This window comes from Ureaplasma rhincodontis (assembly GCF_057537535.1).
The window spans coordinates 360,291-376,033 of record NZ_BAAKAX010000001.1 but is presented as its reverse complement, the minus strand read 5'-3'; the positions used below and the strand labels follow the sequence as shown (position 1 = coordinate 376,033).

At 26.2% G+C, this 15,743-nt stretch carries 14 protein-coding genes; 11 read left to right on the top strand and 3 right to left on the bottom strand.

The window, feature by feature from the left end:
* The first annotated feature begins 44 nt into the window (after positions 1-44).
* The 7 genes from serS to AC27EK_RS01685 are packed head-to-tail and all read left to right on the top strand — an operon-like array spanning position 45 to position 6,624.
* Positions 45-1,313: a serine--tRNA ligase gene (serS, locus tag AC27EK_RS01715; protein WP_487231630.1), complete on the top strand. Its 1,269-nt coding sequence runs from the start codon at positions 45-47 to the stop codon at positions 1,311-1,313.
* A complete protein-coding gene (gene tmk, locus AC27EK_RS01710) occupies positions 1,313-1,960 on the top strand; it encodes a dTMP kinase (RefSeq protein WP_487231629.1) in 648 nt (215 codons plus the stop codon). The genes serS and tmk overlap by 1 nt, the downstream gene beginning before the upstream one ends.
* A 1-nt stretch (position 1,961) precedes the next feature.
* Positions 1,962-2,762: a DNA polymerase III delta subunit-related protein gene (locus AC27EK_RS01705; protein ID WP_487231628.1), complete on the top strand. Its 801-nt coding sequence runs from the start codon at positions 1,962-1,964 to the stop codon at positions 2,760-2,762.
* 1 nt (position 2,763) lies between these two features.
* On the top strand, positions 2,764-4,077 hold the full coding sequence (gene mnmE / locus AC27EK_RS01700; protein ID WP_487231627.1) for a tRNA uridine-5-carboxymethylaminomethyl(34) synthesis GTPase MnmE: 1,314 nt from the start codon (positions 2,764-2,766) through the stop codon (positions 4,075-4,077).
* Positions 4,078-4,854 (top strand): TatD family hydrolase, encoded by a 777-nt coding sequence (locus AC27EK_RS01695; RefSeq protein WP_487231626.1) that lies wholly within the window; start codon positions 4,078-4,080, stop codon positions 4,852-4,854.
* Position 4,855: 1 nt separating this feature from the next.
* Entirely contained in the window at positions 4,856-5,689 is an 834-nt protein-coding gene (locus tag AC27EK_RS01690) for a Rossmann-fold NAD(P)-binding domain-containing protein (RefSeq protein ID WP_487231625.1), read from the top strand.
* Positions 5,690-5,694: 5 nt separating this feature from the next.
* Positions 5,695-6,624, top strand: a complete 930-nt coding sequence (locus tag AC27EK_RS01685; protein ID WP_487231624.1) for a cation efflux transmembrane domain-containing protein — start codon at positions 5,695-5,697, stop codon at positions 6,622-6,624.
* 28 nt (positions 6,625-6,652) lie between these two features.
* Here AC27EK_RS01685 and uvrB read toward each other — a convergent pair whose 3' ends face one another.
* Both uvrB and AC27EK_RS01675 read right to left on the bottom strand, forming a co-directional pair.
* On the bottom strand, positions 6,653-8,635 hold the full coding sequence (gene uvrB / locus AC27EK_RS01680) for an excinuclease ABC subunit UvrB (protein ID WP_487231623.1): 1,983 nt from the start codon (positions 8,633-8,635) through the stop codon (positions 6,653-6,655).
* A 96-nt stretch (positions 8,636-8,731) separates the two neighbouring features.
* Positions 8,732-9,913 (bottom strand): SLAC1 family transporter, encoded by a 1,182-nt coding sequence (locus AC27EK_RS01675; protein WP_487231622.1) that lies wholly within the window; start codon positions 9,911-9,913, stop codon positions 8,732-8,734.
* Between the two features lie 161 nt (positions 9,914-10,074).
* Between AC27EK_RS01675 and AC27EK_RS01670 the strand changes: the two genes are divergently transcribed.
* The 4 genes from AC27EK_RS01670 to tyrS all read left to right on the top strand — a co-directional run bounded on the left by AC27EK_RS01670 (position 10,075) and on the right by tyrS (position 14,820).
* On the top strand, positions 10,075-11,640 hold the full coding sequence (locus tag AC27EK_RS01670; protein WP_487231621.1) for an ammonium transporter: 1,566 nt from the start codon (positions 10,075-10,077) through the stop codon (positions 11,638-11,640).
* Positions 11,641-11,700: 60 nt separating this feature from the next.
* Positions 11,701-12,486: an alpha/beta fold hydrolase gene (locus tag AC27EK_RS01665; RefSeq protein ID WP_487231620.1), complete on the top strand. Its 786-nt coding sequence runs from the start codon at positions 11,701-11,703 to the stop codon at positions 12,484-12,486.
* Between the two features lie 67 nt (positions 12,487-12,553).
* A complete protein-coding gene (rpsB, locus tag AC27EK_RS01660) occupies positions 12,554-13,519 on the top strand; it encodes a 30S ribosomal protein S2 (RefSeq protein WP_487231619.1) in 966 nt (321 codons plus the stop codon).
* A 59-nt stretch (positions 13,520-13,578) separates the two neighbouring features.
* Positions 13,579-14,820 (top strand): tyrosine--tRNA ligase, encoded by a 1,242-nt coding sequence (gene tyrS / locus AC27EK_RS01655; RefSeq protein WP_487231618.1) that lies wholly within the window; start codon positions 13,579-13,581, stop codon positions 14,818-14,820.
* A 32-nt stretch (positions 14,821-14,852) separates the two neighbouring features.
* On the opposite strand, the gene AC27EK_RS01650 is transcribed toward tyrS, so the two are convergent.
* The gene (locus AC27EK_RS01650) at positions 14,853-15,725 is read right to left on the bottom strand and encodes a DegV family protein (protein ID WP_487231617.1); all 873 of its coding nucleotides are present in this window, start codon (positions 15,723-15,725) and stop codon (positions 14,853-14,855) included.
* Between the last annotated feature and the right edge of the window lie 18 nt (positions 15,726-15,743).

The following is a 15,743-nucleotide window of genomic DNA, read 5'->3' as shown; positions in this document are numbered from 1 at the left end:
AATCGAGATATTTAAATCTCGATTTTTTTTAATAAGGAAAATCAATGATTAAATTAGAACTACTTAGAAAAGAATTGGATTTTTTAAAAGAAAATCTAAAAAAGAGAAAATTTGATTCTAAAATATTATCAAAAACTCTTGAAATAGATATTGAGTATAGAGAAAAATTAGCTCTTATTGAATCTTTGAATAATAAAAAAAATCAAATATCAAAAGAAATTGCTATTTATTTTAAAGAAAAAAACACTTCAAAAGCCGAGAAATCTCAAAAAGAAGTTTTAGAAATTAAAAAAACTCTTGAAAAATATAAAAAAGAACTTTTAGTAATAGAAACAAAATTAAATAACAGTTTGTTAAATATACCTAATATATTGCAAAATGATGTTGTTTATGGAGAATCTGAAAAAGACAATGTAGAAATTTCAAAATTTTCTTCTCCAACTAAATTTAATTTTGAACCTAAATCTCATTGGGATTTATCAAAAGAAAAAGATATCATTGATTTTGAAAATGCAACGAAAATTGCTGGTTCTAGATTTGTTATTTACAAAAAAGATGGTGCCAAGTTGTTTAGAGCATTACAACAATATACATTAGATATTAATATTGAATCCGGATTTGAGGAATTAATGGTTCCTGTTATAGTTAATAAAAATTCATTATTGGGTTCAGGACAATTGCCTAAATTTGAGGAAGATTTATTTTCACTAGAAAACGATTTTTATTTATCTCCAACTGGAGAGGTTCAATTACTTAATATTTATAATAATGAAATTATAAAAGAATCAGATCTTCCATTAATGTATACTACTAATACACCTTGTTTTAGAAGTGAGGCGGGATCTGCGGGTAGAGATACAAAAGGCGTTATTAGACAACACCAATTTTGAAAATCAGAGCTTGTTGTATTTTCAACTCCTGAAAATTCTGAAGCTATGCATGAAAAAATAGTTAAAACTGCAGAATCTGTTTTAGAGAATTTGAATTTGCCTTATAGAAAAATTTTGTTATGTTCAACAGATACTGGATTCACAAGTTCTAAAACATATGACTTAGAAGTTTGATTACCTTCATACAATGATTACAAAGAAATATCTTCATGTTCTAATTGTCTTGATTTTCAAGCAAATAGAGCAAAAATAAGATATAGAAAATCAGAAGACAATAAAACAGAAAATTTACATACACTTAATGGTAGTTCATTAGCTATTGACAGATTATGAGCAGCTGTTGTAGAAAATTATCAAAATGAAGACGGAACTATTTCAATTCCCAAACCACTGGTTAAATATATGAACAAGGAAAAAATTTAATGAAAAAAGGAATATTTTTAACTTTAGAAGGAATTGATGGTTCTGGCAAAACAAGTGTTTTAAAGCGTGTTGTGAAATTACTTGAAGAAAATGAAATTATTAAATCAAGATTCAGTCGTATTTTCATTACAAGAGAGCCTGGTGGTGATAACAACAAGTTGGCAGAAGAAATAAGAAACATTCTGTTAAATAGAAGAGATTTAGAAATGGATATTGAAACAGAAGCTTGTTTATTTGCTTCTTCAAGAATTGTTCATGTTAATAAAACTATAATTCCTGCAATTGAAGATAATTGTTTAGTTATTAGTGATAGATATGTAGATTCTTCTATTGTTTATCAAGCAATAACAAACAATAGGGATGAGAAGCAAATAATAGATGTTAATTGTTTTTCTATAAACAAACTAATGCCAAAAAAAACATACTTATTTGATATAGATCCAAAAATTGCTTATTCTAGAACCAAAAATGAAAATAGAGAGCAAAACAGATTAGATGAAAAAGAATTAGAATTTTATAATAAAGCAAGGAATGGTTACCTAAAATTAGCTAACGAAAATAAAGATAGATTTGTTTTAATTGATGCTTCATTAGATTATGATTCAGTTGTTGAAATTTTAACTAAAAAAATCTTAGAAAGTATTTAATATGATTGATAGTTTTATTAAAAATATTAAAAAACCAATTCATGCAATATTAGTTGAAAATAGTAAGTGTTCTGATTTTGATAATTTCTTAAATAAATATATAAAAAAAATAGTTTCTTTAGATCCTAATTACAATTTAGAAATTTTAGAAAACAAATTGGATAATAATTCTTTTGAAAATTTAATAAACATAAATACAGAAGAAGAAATGATTAAGAAAGATGATATTTTGAAAATTCAAAATATTGTTAAAACAACAAATTATGAAAACACTTTCTTATTTGTTGTTCTTAATTCATTTGAAAAATCAAATAAACAAGCATTCAATAGCTTTTTAAAAACACTTGAAGAACCAAATCAAAATATTTGTTTTATTTTAAGAACAAATAACATTAATAAAATAGCTCCAACAATCAAGAGTAGATGTGAAAAAATAACTCTTAATACTAATTATGAAATAGCAAACGTTAAATCAAAAGAATTTAATGTTAATCTAGATTCAATTCTTGAATCCTTTGATGATGTGTCTAAATTGAAAATGTTTAATGATTCAGACTCTATATATTTTGAAATAAGGAAATGAGTAAATAAAATAATAGAATTAAATTTTAAAAATTCTAAGGAATTACTTGAAATTTTAAAATCATGAAATTATACTCAAATTTCATTTGCTATTAATTTATTAAAAACCAAAGTTAAATTGGAACAAGCTAGTGAATTAATTAAATTGAATGAGAACTTAAATTTGAATCCTATCAAAACTACAATATTTTTTGAAATTTTAAAAATACTAGGAGTTTAATATGAAAACCATTTGTGCTTTATCTACAGCTAGATTGAATGCTGCTATACATGTAATTAGAATCTCAGGATCTGATGCTTTTAAAATAATTAATAAAGTATTAAAAAAAGAAGTTAATGAAGAAGGTTTTACTATTCAAAGAAACATCATCGTCGATAATGAAGAAATTATTGATGATGTTCTTTTGAATGTTTTTGTTGCGCCTCGTTCTTATACTGGAGAGAATACGGTAGAAATTAATTGTCATGGTGGTGTTGTAATTGCTGACAGAATAATTTCTTTATTAGTTAAATCAGGATGTGAGTTAGCACAAAGGGGAGAATATACACAAAGAGCTTTATTAAACAAAAAATTAGATTTTACACAAGTAGAAGCAATAAATAATTTAGTAAATGCTGAAAATAAATATGCTGCCAAAGGTGCAATTGGAGCTTTGACTGGTGGGCTTCATAAAACCTTAAATTCTATTCAACAAAAATTATTTATGCTTTTAGGTCAAATTGAAGTTAATATTGATTATCCCGAATTTGATGATGTTCCACAAATCGATGATAAGCAAGCTATTAAAATATGCAACCAAGTATTAACAGAAATTTCTTTATTGGTTAATAGATCAAAAAGTTTTTTGCCTATTAGTCAAGGAATTAAGGTTGCGATAGTTGGCAAACCAAATGTAGGGAAGTCAACATTGTTAAATCTTTTATCAAGAGAAGAAAAAGCGATAGTTAGCGATGTTCCGGGAACAACAAGAGACGTCGTTGAGTCTCTTATAAATTTAGACGGGATTACATTAAAACTTTTAGATACTGCTGGAATTAGAAATACAAATGATTTAATAGAAAAAGAAGGAATTAAAAAATCTTTCTCTTCAATTGATAAATCAGATTTAATTTTGTATTTAAAAGAAAATGATGACAAAGAAGATTTATTAACTCATATTAAAAATAAACCTATTATCAAAATAATTACTAAAAAAGATTTAATAACTTCTAAACTAATTAAAGATGAAATATACATATCTTCAAAGAATGAAGATATAGATTCTTTGATAAAATCTATTAAAGATATATTTCTACATAAAGATTTTGAAGATGCTAACTTAGAAGTTTTACAATCACAAAGACAAATTGATGTTCTTGAATTTATAAAATCAAAAATTACTAATATTATTGAAGAACTTAAAAATCAAATTCCTTTAGATTTAATAGCACAAGATTTAGAAGAAGCAAACTTTAAAATGAATGAACTATTAGGTAAGGGAACAGAATATGATTTTTTAGACGACTTGTTTAAAAATTTCTGTGTAGGTAAATAAATGAAAGCGTTTTATGTTCATACTCACACAAATTCAAATGAACTTATAGAAGAGTTTGAAAATATTTATAATGAATCACAAAAACTAAATCTTTGATTCAATATTGTTGGTTGTACTTTGGAAGATTCAAAAACAGCCAGTAAGCAAGTATTGGACAAAAAAAACATTTTTGCTACTGTAGGTATTCATCCTACAAACTGTAATAATTTAGATAATATTGATTTTGAAATAAAAGAATTAGAGAAACTAATATTATCTAATAAAAAAATAGTTGCAATAGGCGAAGTTGGACTTGATTACTATTATGAAGACACTAATAAAGAAAATCAAAAGATTTGCTTTATTAAACAAATAGAATTAGCTATTAAATATGATTTAAGTTTAATGTGTCATATTAGAGAAGCTCATGAAGATGCTATTGAAATATTAAAACAATATAAAGATAAGCTAAATATAATTATTCATTGTTTTAGTGCAAACACTAAAGTGATGAAACAATACACCTCTTTAGGATGTTATATATCCATACCAGGAATTGTTACTTTTAAGAACGCTCATGAATCTAGAGAAATGTTAAAAGAATTAAATTTAAATAGAATCTTATTTGAAACTGATGCTCCTTATTTAGCGCCAGTTCCATTTAGAGGTAAGATGAATAAACCTTATTATGTTTTAAATACAATAGAATTTGTAGCTAATCATTTAAACATAGATGAAAACAAATTAAAAGAAATTTCTTTTAATAATTCTTTAAAAGCTTTGAATATTAAGGAATAAGATGCCATTAATTAATTGCAAAGAAATATACGACAAAAAAATTGTTGAACTTAAAAATAAGTTTGACACTTTAAGCGTTAAAAAAGATTTTTATTGTTTCTTAATAAAAGATGAAAAAACAAATGAATACGACAGGGCTTCAGAAATATATATTAAATACAAAAAAGAAACTTCCAAAGAGATTGGTATTAATTTAATAGAAAAGAAAATGAATTCTAAAGAATTTCATGATTTTCTAAGTAATTTAAATAAACCAACATTGGCTATTTTACAACTTCCAGCAAGCAACAAAGATATTCAAATTTTTGAACAAAAGAAAAAAGAGGGATTAATTTTTGATCCTGATTTTATGCAAGAAGAAGTTTATTTAAATATTGTTAAAGGTGATATTTCTAAAATTCCACCAACTCCAAGGGCGGTTTTAGAAATATTAAATTTACATTTTGATAATCTTGAATCAAAAAAAATAGCAATTGTTGGTGCTAGATCAAAAACTGTTGGAAAATATTTATCTATAATTCTTCTTCATAAAAATGCAACTGTCTCTCTTTATCATTCAAAGTCTGTTATTAACAAAAAAGAATTTCAACAATATGATTGTGTTATTTCATCTGTAGGAAAAGCAGAACATATAAAACTTGAAAATCTATCAAATCAACCTCAATTGTTAATAGATATTGGAATTTCTAGAATTAATAATAAAATAATAGGAGACTTTCAATATGAATCTAGAGACATACACACCACAACACCATATGTTAAAGGTGTTGGTTTATTAACTAGATATTACATATTTGAAAATATTTATAATATTTTAAAAGAAAGTAAAAACTAAATTTTATGAAAAAAAATTTTAATATTAAAAAAATTCTGACAATTAAAAATTTGTTTATATTTTTAATAGTTACTAATTTTTTAATGACAATTTGGGGTTTTATATTCTATGTTCTAACAGATTATAGTGCCTCAGTATTGTTTGATGCTTTATATACAGGGGTGATGGCCATTTCTAGTTTAATCATCTTTATATTAAAGTATGTGTGAAAACCAAAATTAAAAAATTATCCAATGGGAGCTTTAAAAGCAGAAAATTTATTTTCTCTTTTAAAAACATTCTTATTGATTCTTGTATCGCTTTATTTCTTATATGAAGCTTGCGCTGATATATACCACACATCTAAAATAATACCCACTGACTTTAAACCAAGTGAAATTAAAAATTACAAAATATATTTGATTTATAGTTCTATATTAATAGTGTTCTGTTTATTAAATGCTGTATTACTTCATTTGGCAGCTAAAAAGAATAATGATTCTATTATTTTTACTACTGAAAGAAATGGGGCATTAATGGATATGGGTGTTTCATTTGCTATTGGATTTGCTGTTGTATTGGTTCAATTATTTCATCCAACAGAAGATTTATTGAAATTACAATATCAAGTCTATATTTCTAAAGCAATACTTATAGCAATTATTATTGCAATACTTCCTGGAATGTTTAAAGCAATAATTCAAAACGTAAACGCTCTAATGTTAAGAAAAACTGATGACATTATAGAAAAGGAAAAAGCTATATTTGCTTTATTATCAGATGAATTTGAAAGAGTACATGTTTTCAAATTTTCAGCCGGACACAGAGTTGTGCTTATGCTTAATGATGATAAACTTGATCAATTCACTGAAGAAGATAGAGAAGCGGTAAATGAAATAATTAGAATGAATTTCCAAGGACAAGTTAACATTCAATATTCTATTAATTTTGATTAATTAAAAAACCAGCAATAGCTGGTTTTTGTTATTCTTCATTAATTTTTATAATAATATCTCTAAGTTCAGCCGCCTTTTCATAATCTCTCTGATCAGCCGCCGCAAGCATTTGTTTTTTGAAAGATTCAAGAATCTTACTTCTTTCTTCTTTTTCATCTTTAGTTTTGAATTTGCTTAATAAACTGTTTTCATCATAACCCTTAACATCATCTTTGATTGATTTAATAATTGTTTTAGGAACAATGTTGTATTTTTTGTTATGCTCTTCTTGTATTTTTCTTCTATTGTTTGTTTCTTTAATAGCAGAATTCATAGAATCAGTTATTTCATCTGCATACATTATTACTCTACCGTTTATGTTTCTAGCAGCTCTACCAATTATCTGTATTAAAGATTTGTCGTTTCTGAAAAATCCAGGCTTGTCTGCATCGAAAATAGAAACAAGACTAACTTCTGGAATGTCTAATCCTTCTCTTAAAAGATTAATACCTATAATTCCTTCATATTTATCTTTTCTCAAGTCATTAAGTAATTTTGCTCTCTCTAATGTTTTTAATTCATTATGTAGATAAGGAACTTCAAAACCCCTTTCTTTTAATTTTTCACTTAATAACTCTGCTGATTTTATAGTTAAAACTGTAATAAAAGTTTTTTCATTATTTTTTCTTTGAATATTTAATTCTTTTATAAGATTTTCAAATTGATCTTCTTTAGGTCTTATTTCTATTTTTGGATCAAGTAAACCGGTGGGTCTAACTATTTGTCTAGTTACATAATTATCTGAATAATCAATTTCCCAATCATTAGGAGTTGCAGAAATAAAAATTGAAAACTTAATTTTAGATAAGAACTCATCATAATTTAATGGTCTATTATCTAAAGCACTTGGTAATCTAAAACCATAGTTTACTAGTGTTTCTTTTCTAGATCTATCTGTGTTGTACATTCCTCTAACTTGTGGAAGGGTCATATGTGATTCATCAACTACTAATAATCAATCATCAGGATTGTTAAAGAAATCAAAAATAGTAAAAGGTGTACTTCCGGTTGGTCTTTGTTCTAAATGTTTTGAATAGTTTTCAATTCCTGCACAAAAACCAAATTCTCTTAAAGATTCCAAATCTTGTCTTGTTCTTTCTGATATTCTGTGACTTTCTAATAATTTATTTTGTTTATTGAAATAAATTATTCTCTCTTCCAATTCTTCTTGAATATCAACAAGGGCTTTTTTAAATCTTTCTTGTCCAACAATATATTCATTGGCAGTAGTTATGCTAAATTCATTTAATTCCTTTATTTTTGTTTGATTAATAGAATCAATTGTTGTAATCGATTCTATTTCATCTCCAAAAAAACTTATTCTAATGAAATAATTATCATCATAACCAACAGAAATATCTAAAACATCTCCTTTTGATCTGAAAGTACCAGGAGTAAGTTCTGTGTCGTTTCTTTTATAATTAAGTTTAACTAAACTTAATCTTAAATTTTTAATATTAATAATTTGATTTTTGGTTATTAACATTCTAGAGTCATTAAAATCTTGTTTTGAAACAGATGCATAAATAGCAGCAACTGAAGCTATTACAATTACATCATTTCTATCTGCTAATGAATTAAGAGTAGAAAGTCTTAACATTTCTATTTCTTTATTTGTCATCGATGTTTTTTCAATGTACATATCGCTTTTTGGTATGTATGCTTCTGGTTGATAATAATCAAAATATGAAACAAAATATTCAACTTTATTGTTTGGAAACATTTCTTTTACTTCCATATACAATTGAGCAGCTAATGTTTTGTTGTGAACCAATATTAATGTTTTTTTATTCGTTTTTTCAATTACGTTTGCTATTGTGAATGTTTTTCCAGTACCAGTAGCTCCAAGAAGAACTTGTGATTTGATTCCGTTGTTAATATTATTAACAAGTTCTTCTATTGCTTTTGGTTGATCTCCTGATGGTTTCATATCTGTTTCGAGTTTAAATTTATTTATAATTGAATTTTTCATTATTAAATTAATATTTCTTCTGTCATGTTCTTTATTTAAATAATAACATTTAGAAAATTTAATGTTGTTAAGAATGTTGTATAAAAAAGAGATGAATTAAGATTTCATCTCTTTGTTTGAAGTTATTTTGATTTTGTTTTCATTTATATTGTTATTTTTAAGTATTTTGACAAAACCAATTATGAATCTGATTAAAACATATAAAATTGCAGAACCTGCGACTATTGTAAATATGTAAGAAACAATTACAAATGTTTTAGAAATATCAAACAATATATTTACTTGGTTTGAAATATAAAGTTGATGAAAGTATTGAGCAACATATAACATAGAAGTTGCACCAATACATAATGGGAATGTTATTGCTGCAAAACCAAAATTAAATTTAGTTTTAAAAACTTTAGCAAGGGTCATAAACATAAATAAAGAAAATGTAAATGAAATCGCTGTTAATAGTATTATCATAGCAGTAATAAAACTGCTTGGATATTCTATTGCTTGATTATTTCAAAGACTTTCAACAGAAAAACTTTGACAAAACCCAGCAAGTAATAAGTTGGCCGGGGCAAACAATATCATCGAAGAAGCCATTTCACCATCTTTAATTCTTGTTTTGAAAATAGAAGAATAAAACAATGGCAATGTAGCTATTATGAATGTTATAAAACTTATAAATCATATTATTTGAAAAAATGCAGAAGGCAATATGTTTTGATTAAATCTTGAAGCAAAAGTGCATGATGTTACTATGCCAACGGTTGGTACAAGTCAAGAACCATAAACAGGATCTCTATTTCAGTTGTAATTCTTTATTAAATACTTAAAAAACATGACTATAGTAAAGAAGTGTCCTATTATAGAAATGAGCATTATTATAGTTCCTGCAACTTGAAAACCATTAATTGAATTTTTTGGACCTCAACCAGCTATAAAACCAGAAAGACACATAAGTGCCATAAATGTTGTTGGTCAAACAGAAACAGATAATGGTTTATTGAATTCATTTCTTACAACATTTTTATGATTTATGACTTTTAATAATATTAAAGATAATAATGAGCAACTTATTAGAATGAAAATTATAGATGCTCATCATTGATTTGCAACACCTATATTATTAACTACTGAATAAACAGGACCACCCATTTTGTTAAAAAATGTATCACCAAAGTGAAGGTGATTATCAATTAAACTACCAAAAGAAGCTAGTCCTAATGCTAGACCACCAGTTGCTGGCGGAACTTGTTTTAGAAAATTTATAAAATTATTATTTTTCATTAATTATCATTTCTTAATTTAATAAACTGATTAATTATATGAAAATTAAATTCATAATTATCTCTTAATTTGCAGAATGTTCATTTTACATATATAATACAAGAGTATTAATTAAAATACAAAATTTCAATAAATTATAAAAAAATAGAAAGGAAGGTACTATGGTAATTGGTTCTCAGGCTCATCAAGAGCTTTTAACCGGAACGGCCGCTTTGGCTCATATTAGTGTTTCAAACACTGTTATGTTAGCAATTGCTACTGCTTTAGTTTTCTTTATGATTCCTGGTCTTGCATTTTTTTATGCTGGATTAGTTCGTAAGAAAAATGCTAATACTATGATTATGCAAACAATGGCTTCAATTTCAATTGGTGTTATATTATGAATATTCATAGGTTTTGGTTTGTCATTCGGGCCATCAGTTGGTAATGGATTCATTGGTGATTTTACTCAATATTCAATGTTTAAACATTTGATTTTCCAAAGCAATGATGGTTTTAAAAATTTAGGTTTAGTAGTTAACACAACTTTGGCTAATGGTGTTCCATTCATATTATTCTTCTTGTTCCAAATGGCTTTTGCTGCAATTACTCCAGCATTAGTTGTTGGAGCATATGCTGATAGAATTAAATGAAAAGGTGTAATTATTTACACAATAGTTTTCTCTATCTTTATTTATTATCCAGCTGCTCACTGAATTTGAGGTGGCGGATGATTAGCTAAACTTGGAAATATAGACTGAGCTGGTGGTACAGTAATTCATGCTACATGTGGTGCTGGTGCAATTGGTGCAGTTCTAAATTCAAGACATAGAACAATTATGAAAAAAGAATCATTAAGACCACACTCAATTCCATTAGTGGCTATTGGTGGTGCTATATTATTCTTTGGTTGATTTGGTTTCAACACAGGTGGTGCAACTTATATGCCTACTACTTACGGAGATCCATCAGCGGATATTAAAGCCGTTGAAACATTCTTCTTAAATGTCGGAATGTCTTCATTTGTTAATACTTTAATTGGTATGGCAATGGGAATGGGAACGTGAATGGTATTTGATGCTATCTTTAGAAAGAAACCATCTCTTATTAGCATGCTAACTGGTGCTATTGCTGGTCTGGCCACAATAACACCTGCAGCAGGTTTTGTTCCAATATGATCTTCAGTAGTAATTGGAATCGTTGGTGCAATTATTTGTTACTGAATGGGTAAATTCAACGAAGGTGTCGAAGTTGGAGACGCTCTTGAAGTATGACCTATTCATGGTATTGGTGGAATTGTAGGGGGATTATTGTTAGGAGCATTTGCTTCTTCAGATGTTAACTCTTCAATTTCAGGATTAGTAGCTTCAGGTTATCTTGGTTCTGGAAAAGTATTCGGAGTTAACTTATTAGGTATCTTGGTAATATCACTATTAACATTTGTTATTACATATGTAACATTCTGATTAATGAAAATATCTACAAAAGATATTAAACAATGAAAATGAGATGATGCTAAAAAAGGTAACATTAAAATTAGTGTTAAATCTAACTCATATTACGTAAGTAAAGAAGAACAAATTATTGGTCTTGACGTAGCTTTATCAGACGAACCAGCATATTGCGACGGTGTTGAACCTGATACAAAAAACGGAGATGATATCTTAGAAGAACACAATCCTACTTTCAAAGACTTCATGAAAGAAGTTAAAGAAGACTTTGAAAAAGCAGTTCCAAAAAGAAAATAATAAATTGTATAATAAATAAAACTACAATGTAGTTTTATTTTTTTTATTAAAAGGGTGTTTATGAATAAAGAAATACACATAAAAGCAAAAGCAGAATCATCAAAAGGAACTATTCTTTTTTGTCATGGATTTGCATCATCAACAGAAATATTTCTAGATTTTTATAAGAAACATTTGTCAGATTATGATTTATATTCAGTTGAATTACCTTATATGGGAATTAATAACGATAAATTATCTAATAATATTTCAATTAAAAGTTATGCAGAATATGTCTGTGATTTCATTGAAAGAAAAGAACTTAAAAAAATTATATTGATAGGTCATAGTTTAGGAGGCGCAATTGTTAATGCTATTTGCAACTTAAAACCTAATTATATTAGAACTTCAATTATGATATCTTCACACAATAGTGTGTTTTCAACAAACATTATTAATACATTGAGATTAGTTACTTATAAAGATATGGATGATATAAAAGATCTTCAAAAATATATTTATCATGATCCTAAAAAAGTATTGGGTGATAAATATGACGAAGAAATGGATAAAATTTTTAATCATCTTATGACTTATAAAAAACAATTCAAAAAAATATACTGAAAACTTGCTCATCCATTAAATTTTGGTGATGCTAGAAAATTTGAAGTAGGAAATCCAATAAATTCGTTATGAATATTTCCTACTAAAGATCTTTTAATAGATCCAAAAGCATCTTCTGAACATATTAAAAAAATGAACAGCAGATTTACTGTTAGTTTATTAGAAAATTCTGGTCATGTTCCAATGCATGAAAATCCAAAAGAATTATCTAATCAAATAAATAAATGATTAGAAACACATTAATTTAATATAATTATTAAGTTTTAATAAACAATATAAAAAAATTCAAAAGAAAGAGGTATTCCATACTATGGAAAATTCGACTAACAATAAAAAAGTTGAAGCAGTTAATAATACTGTAAATGCTACTAATAGTCCTAAAAAACTATCGCCTGCTGATTCAATTCAGAATAAAGTCAATGCTAATTCAATTTTAAAAAAACAAAAACTTCTAATTTCAGGTTCTGTAATTACGCAAGTTGGTACTCATATAGGGGTTAAACCTGAAAAATGAAATCCTAAAATGAAACCTTATATTTATGCTAAACGTTCAAATAATCATGTTATTAATCTAGTTAAAACATTAGAACTTTTACATGAAGCATATGATTTTGTAAAACAAATTGCTAACGATGGCGGAAAAATACTGATTGTTGGTACAAATGGAAAAATGATTAAAGACTTAATCAAAGATGAAGCAAGAAGGGGAGACACATTCCACATAACACAACGTTGATTGGGTGGAACTCTAACTAACTTTAAAAACATTTCTAAATCAATTAAAAAACTTAATGATAATATAAACCTTAAAAAAACAGGTGCTATTGAAAAATATACTAAAAAAGAACAATTAATGATTACAAGAGAAACTGAAAAACTTATGAAGTTTTATGGTGGTATTCGTACAATGCGTAAAATGCCTCAATTATTAATTGTTATAGATCCAAACATTGATAGAAATGCAATTTTAGAAGCAAAAAAATTAAACATTCCAGTTATTGCTTTTGCTAATACAAATGCTGATCCAGATAATATTGATTATGTAATTCCAATGAACAACCATTCAATAAGATCTATTACTTTAATTCTTGGTGTTCTAGTAGATGCTGTTGCTGAAACTAAAAAAGAAGCTCCTAAATTTGTTGGTAAAACTGATGAAGAAATTGAATCATTATTACCAGAAATTCAAAGAAGACAATATAACAGAGTTTTTGTTAAACATAACAACTTTAGAAATAACAACAACTTCCACAAACCAAAAACAAACCAAAAATAATATCAAAAGTAATAATCAAGCGATTATTACTTTTTTTAAAAATATAAACAGGAAAAATTATGAATAAATTTTTAAAAGAACTTGAATGAAGAGGGGTTCTAAATAATATTACTAACAAAGATAAATTTGAAGAAGCAACAAAATCTAATAAATTTGCTTATGTCGGTTTTGATCCAAGCGCCGATAGTCTACACTTGGGTAATTATGTCATGATTCAAATGCTTAATAGACTTAAATCATTTGGAATCAAACCATATGCTTTAGTTGGTGGAGCAACAGGTATGATTGGCGATCCTAGCGGTAAGAGTTCTGAAAGAAATTTGCTAAATCCAGAGATTGTAAATCACAATGTGCAATCTATTTCTAATCAACTTATTAAATACGCAAATGTTGAAATTCTTAATAACAACGATATTTATAAAGAGCAAACTTTGTTTGATTTTTTAAGAACATCTGGAAAGTTAATAAATATAAATTACATGTTAGAAAAAGAATCTATTAAAACAAGATTAGAAACGGGAATTAGCTTTACAGAATTTGCTTATACTTTAATTCAAGGAAATGATTTTTTAGAATTTTATAAAAACAAAAACATTGCAATTCAATTAGGTGGTAGTGATCAATGAGGCAACATCACTACTGGTATTGAAATGATAAGAAAAGAAATAGGCGAAGATAATTTAGCTTGTGGTTTAACTATCAATTTATTAACAAAAAGCGATGGTAAAAAATTTGGTAAATCAGAAAAAGGTGCAATCTTCTTAGATGAAAACAAAACTTCAGTATATGAAATGTACCAATTCTTAATTAATCAAAATGATAATGATGTTATTAAATTATTAAAATACTTAACATTTCTTACTGAAGAACAAATTACTTCTCTTGAAAAGGACATGAAAGAAAATCCTAAAAATAAATTATGTCAAAAAGAATTAGCAAAAGAAATAGTAACTAATATTCATGGCGAAGAAAAATATTTAAATGCTATTAAAATATCTGAATTATTATTTAAAGATCAAATTAAAGAATTAACTAAAGAAGAATTTATATCAGCTTTTAAATCTCATGAAAAAATACAACTTAAAGAAATCAAACACTCTTTAATTGATTTGTTAATGGAATCTAATATATTCGATTCAAGAAAAAAAGCAAGAGAGTCAATTAATCAAAATGCAATTAAAATAAATTCAGAATCAATGACTTCTGAAACTATTGAAATAAATAAAAAACATTTATTGCATAATAAATTTTTGGTAATCAAAAAAGGCAAAAAACATTATTTTGTAATTGAATTGATTTAAATAAAAAAACATTCCTTAAAAGAATGTTTTTTTTATTTATTAGATTCTATAAGTATTGAAAATGTATCAAGCCCAACATGAGATACAACACATTCAGGCAATAATGAGTTAACATATTCAAAATCTTTTCCAATGTAATCTTTAATGGCGTTATAAACAAGATCATTTAAATTTTCTTCATTTATATCATTCATGAAACTAATTCTCTTGATGCCATTCTTTTTGAAGTTAATTTCTTTGTCTATGGCAATAATTGCTTTTTCAATAGCTTTGTCAAGTTTAACATCTTTATCAACTAAATTTAAACCACCATCAAATTTAACTACAAATTTAAGTTTTAATGTTTTTGCTATTAAACCCTTGAAACCTTTTATTCTTCCACCGCTTATTAAATGTTTAGGGTTTGAAATAATAACAGCTCCGCAGATTTTCTTTTGTCTAGAAGACACGGCACTATTTATTGCTTTTTCAGTTGTTTTTATTTTGTTGTTTTTAATTAAATCTTCAAGTTCTTCTTGTGTTCAATTTCCACTTATTCCGACACTTAACGAGTCAACAATAATAAGATTTTCATTATTAAGTTCTTTTTTAATTGCTATTAAACTGTTATGAAAGCCAGTAAGCTTTTTTGATAAAGATATAACGATAACTTTATCATGGCTTTCTAAGGCTTCTTTAAGTTCTTCCAATACAACACCATAAATTGGTTGTTCTGTTTTGATTGAAAGACCATTTTCTAAAATATCAAATATTTTCTTTCTATCTATATTTATATTTGAAAAATAGTGATCAATGTTTCCTTCTTCATCTTCAACATTAAGTCCTATTTTGAATAAGCCCGTTTCTTTTGTTCTATATGGCTCAAAACTAGAACCATCATCTAAATAAAATTTTATTTTTTCCATTATTACCTCTTGAATGAT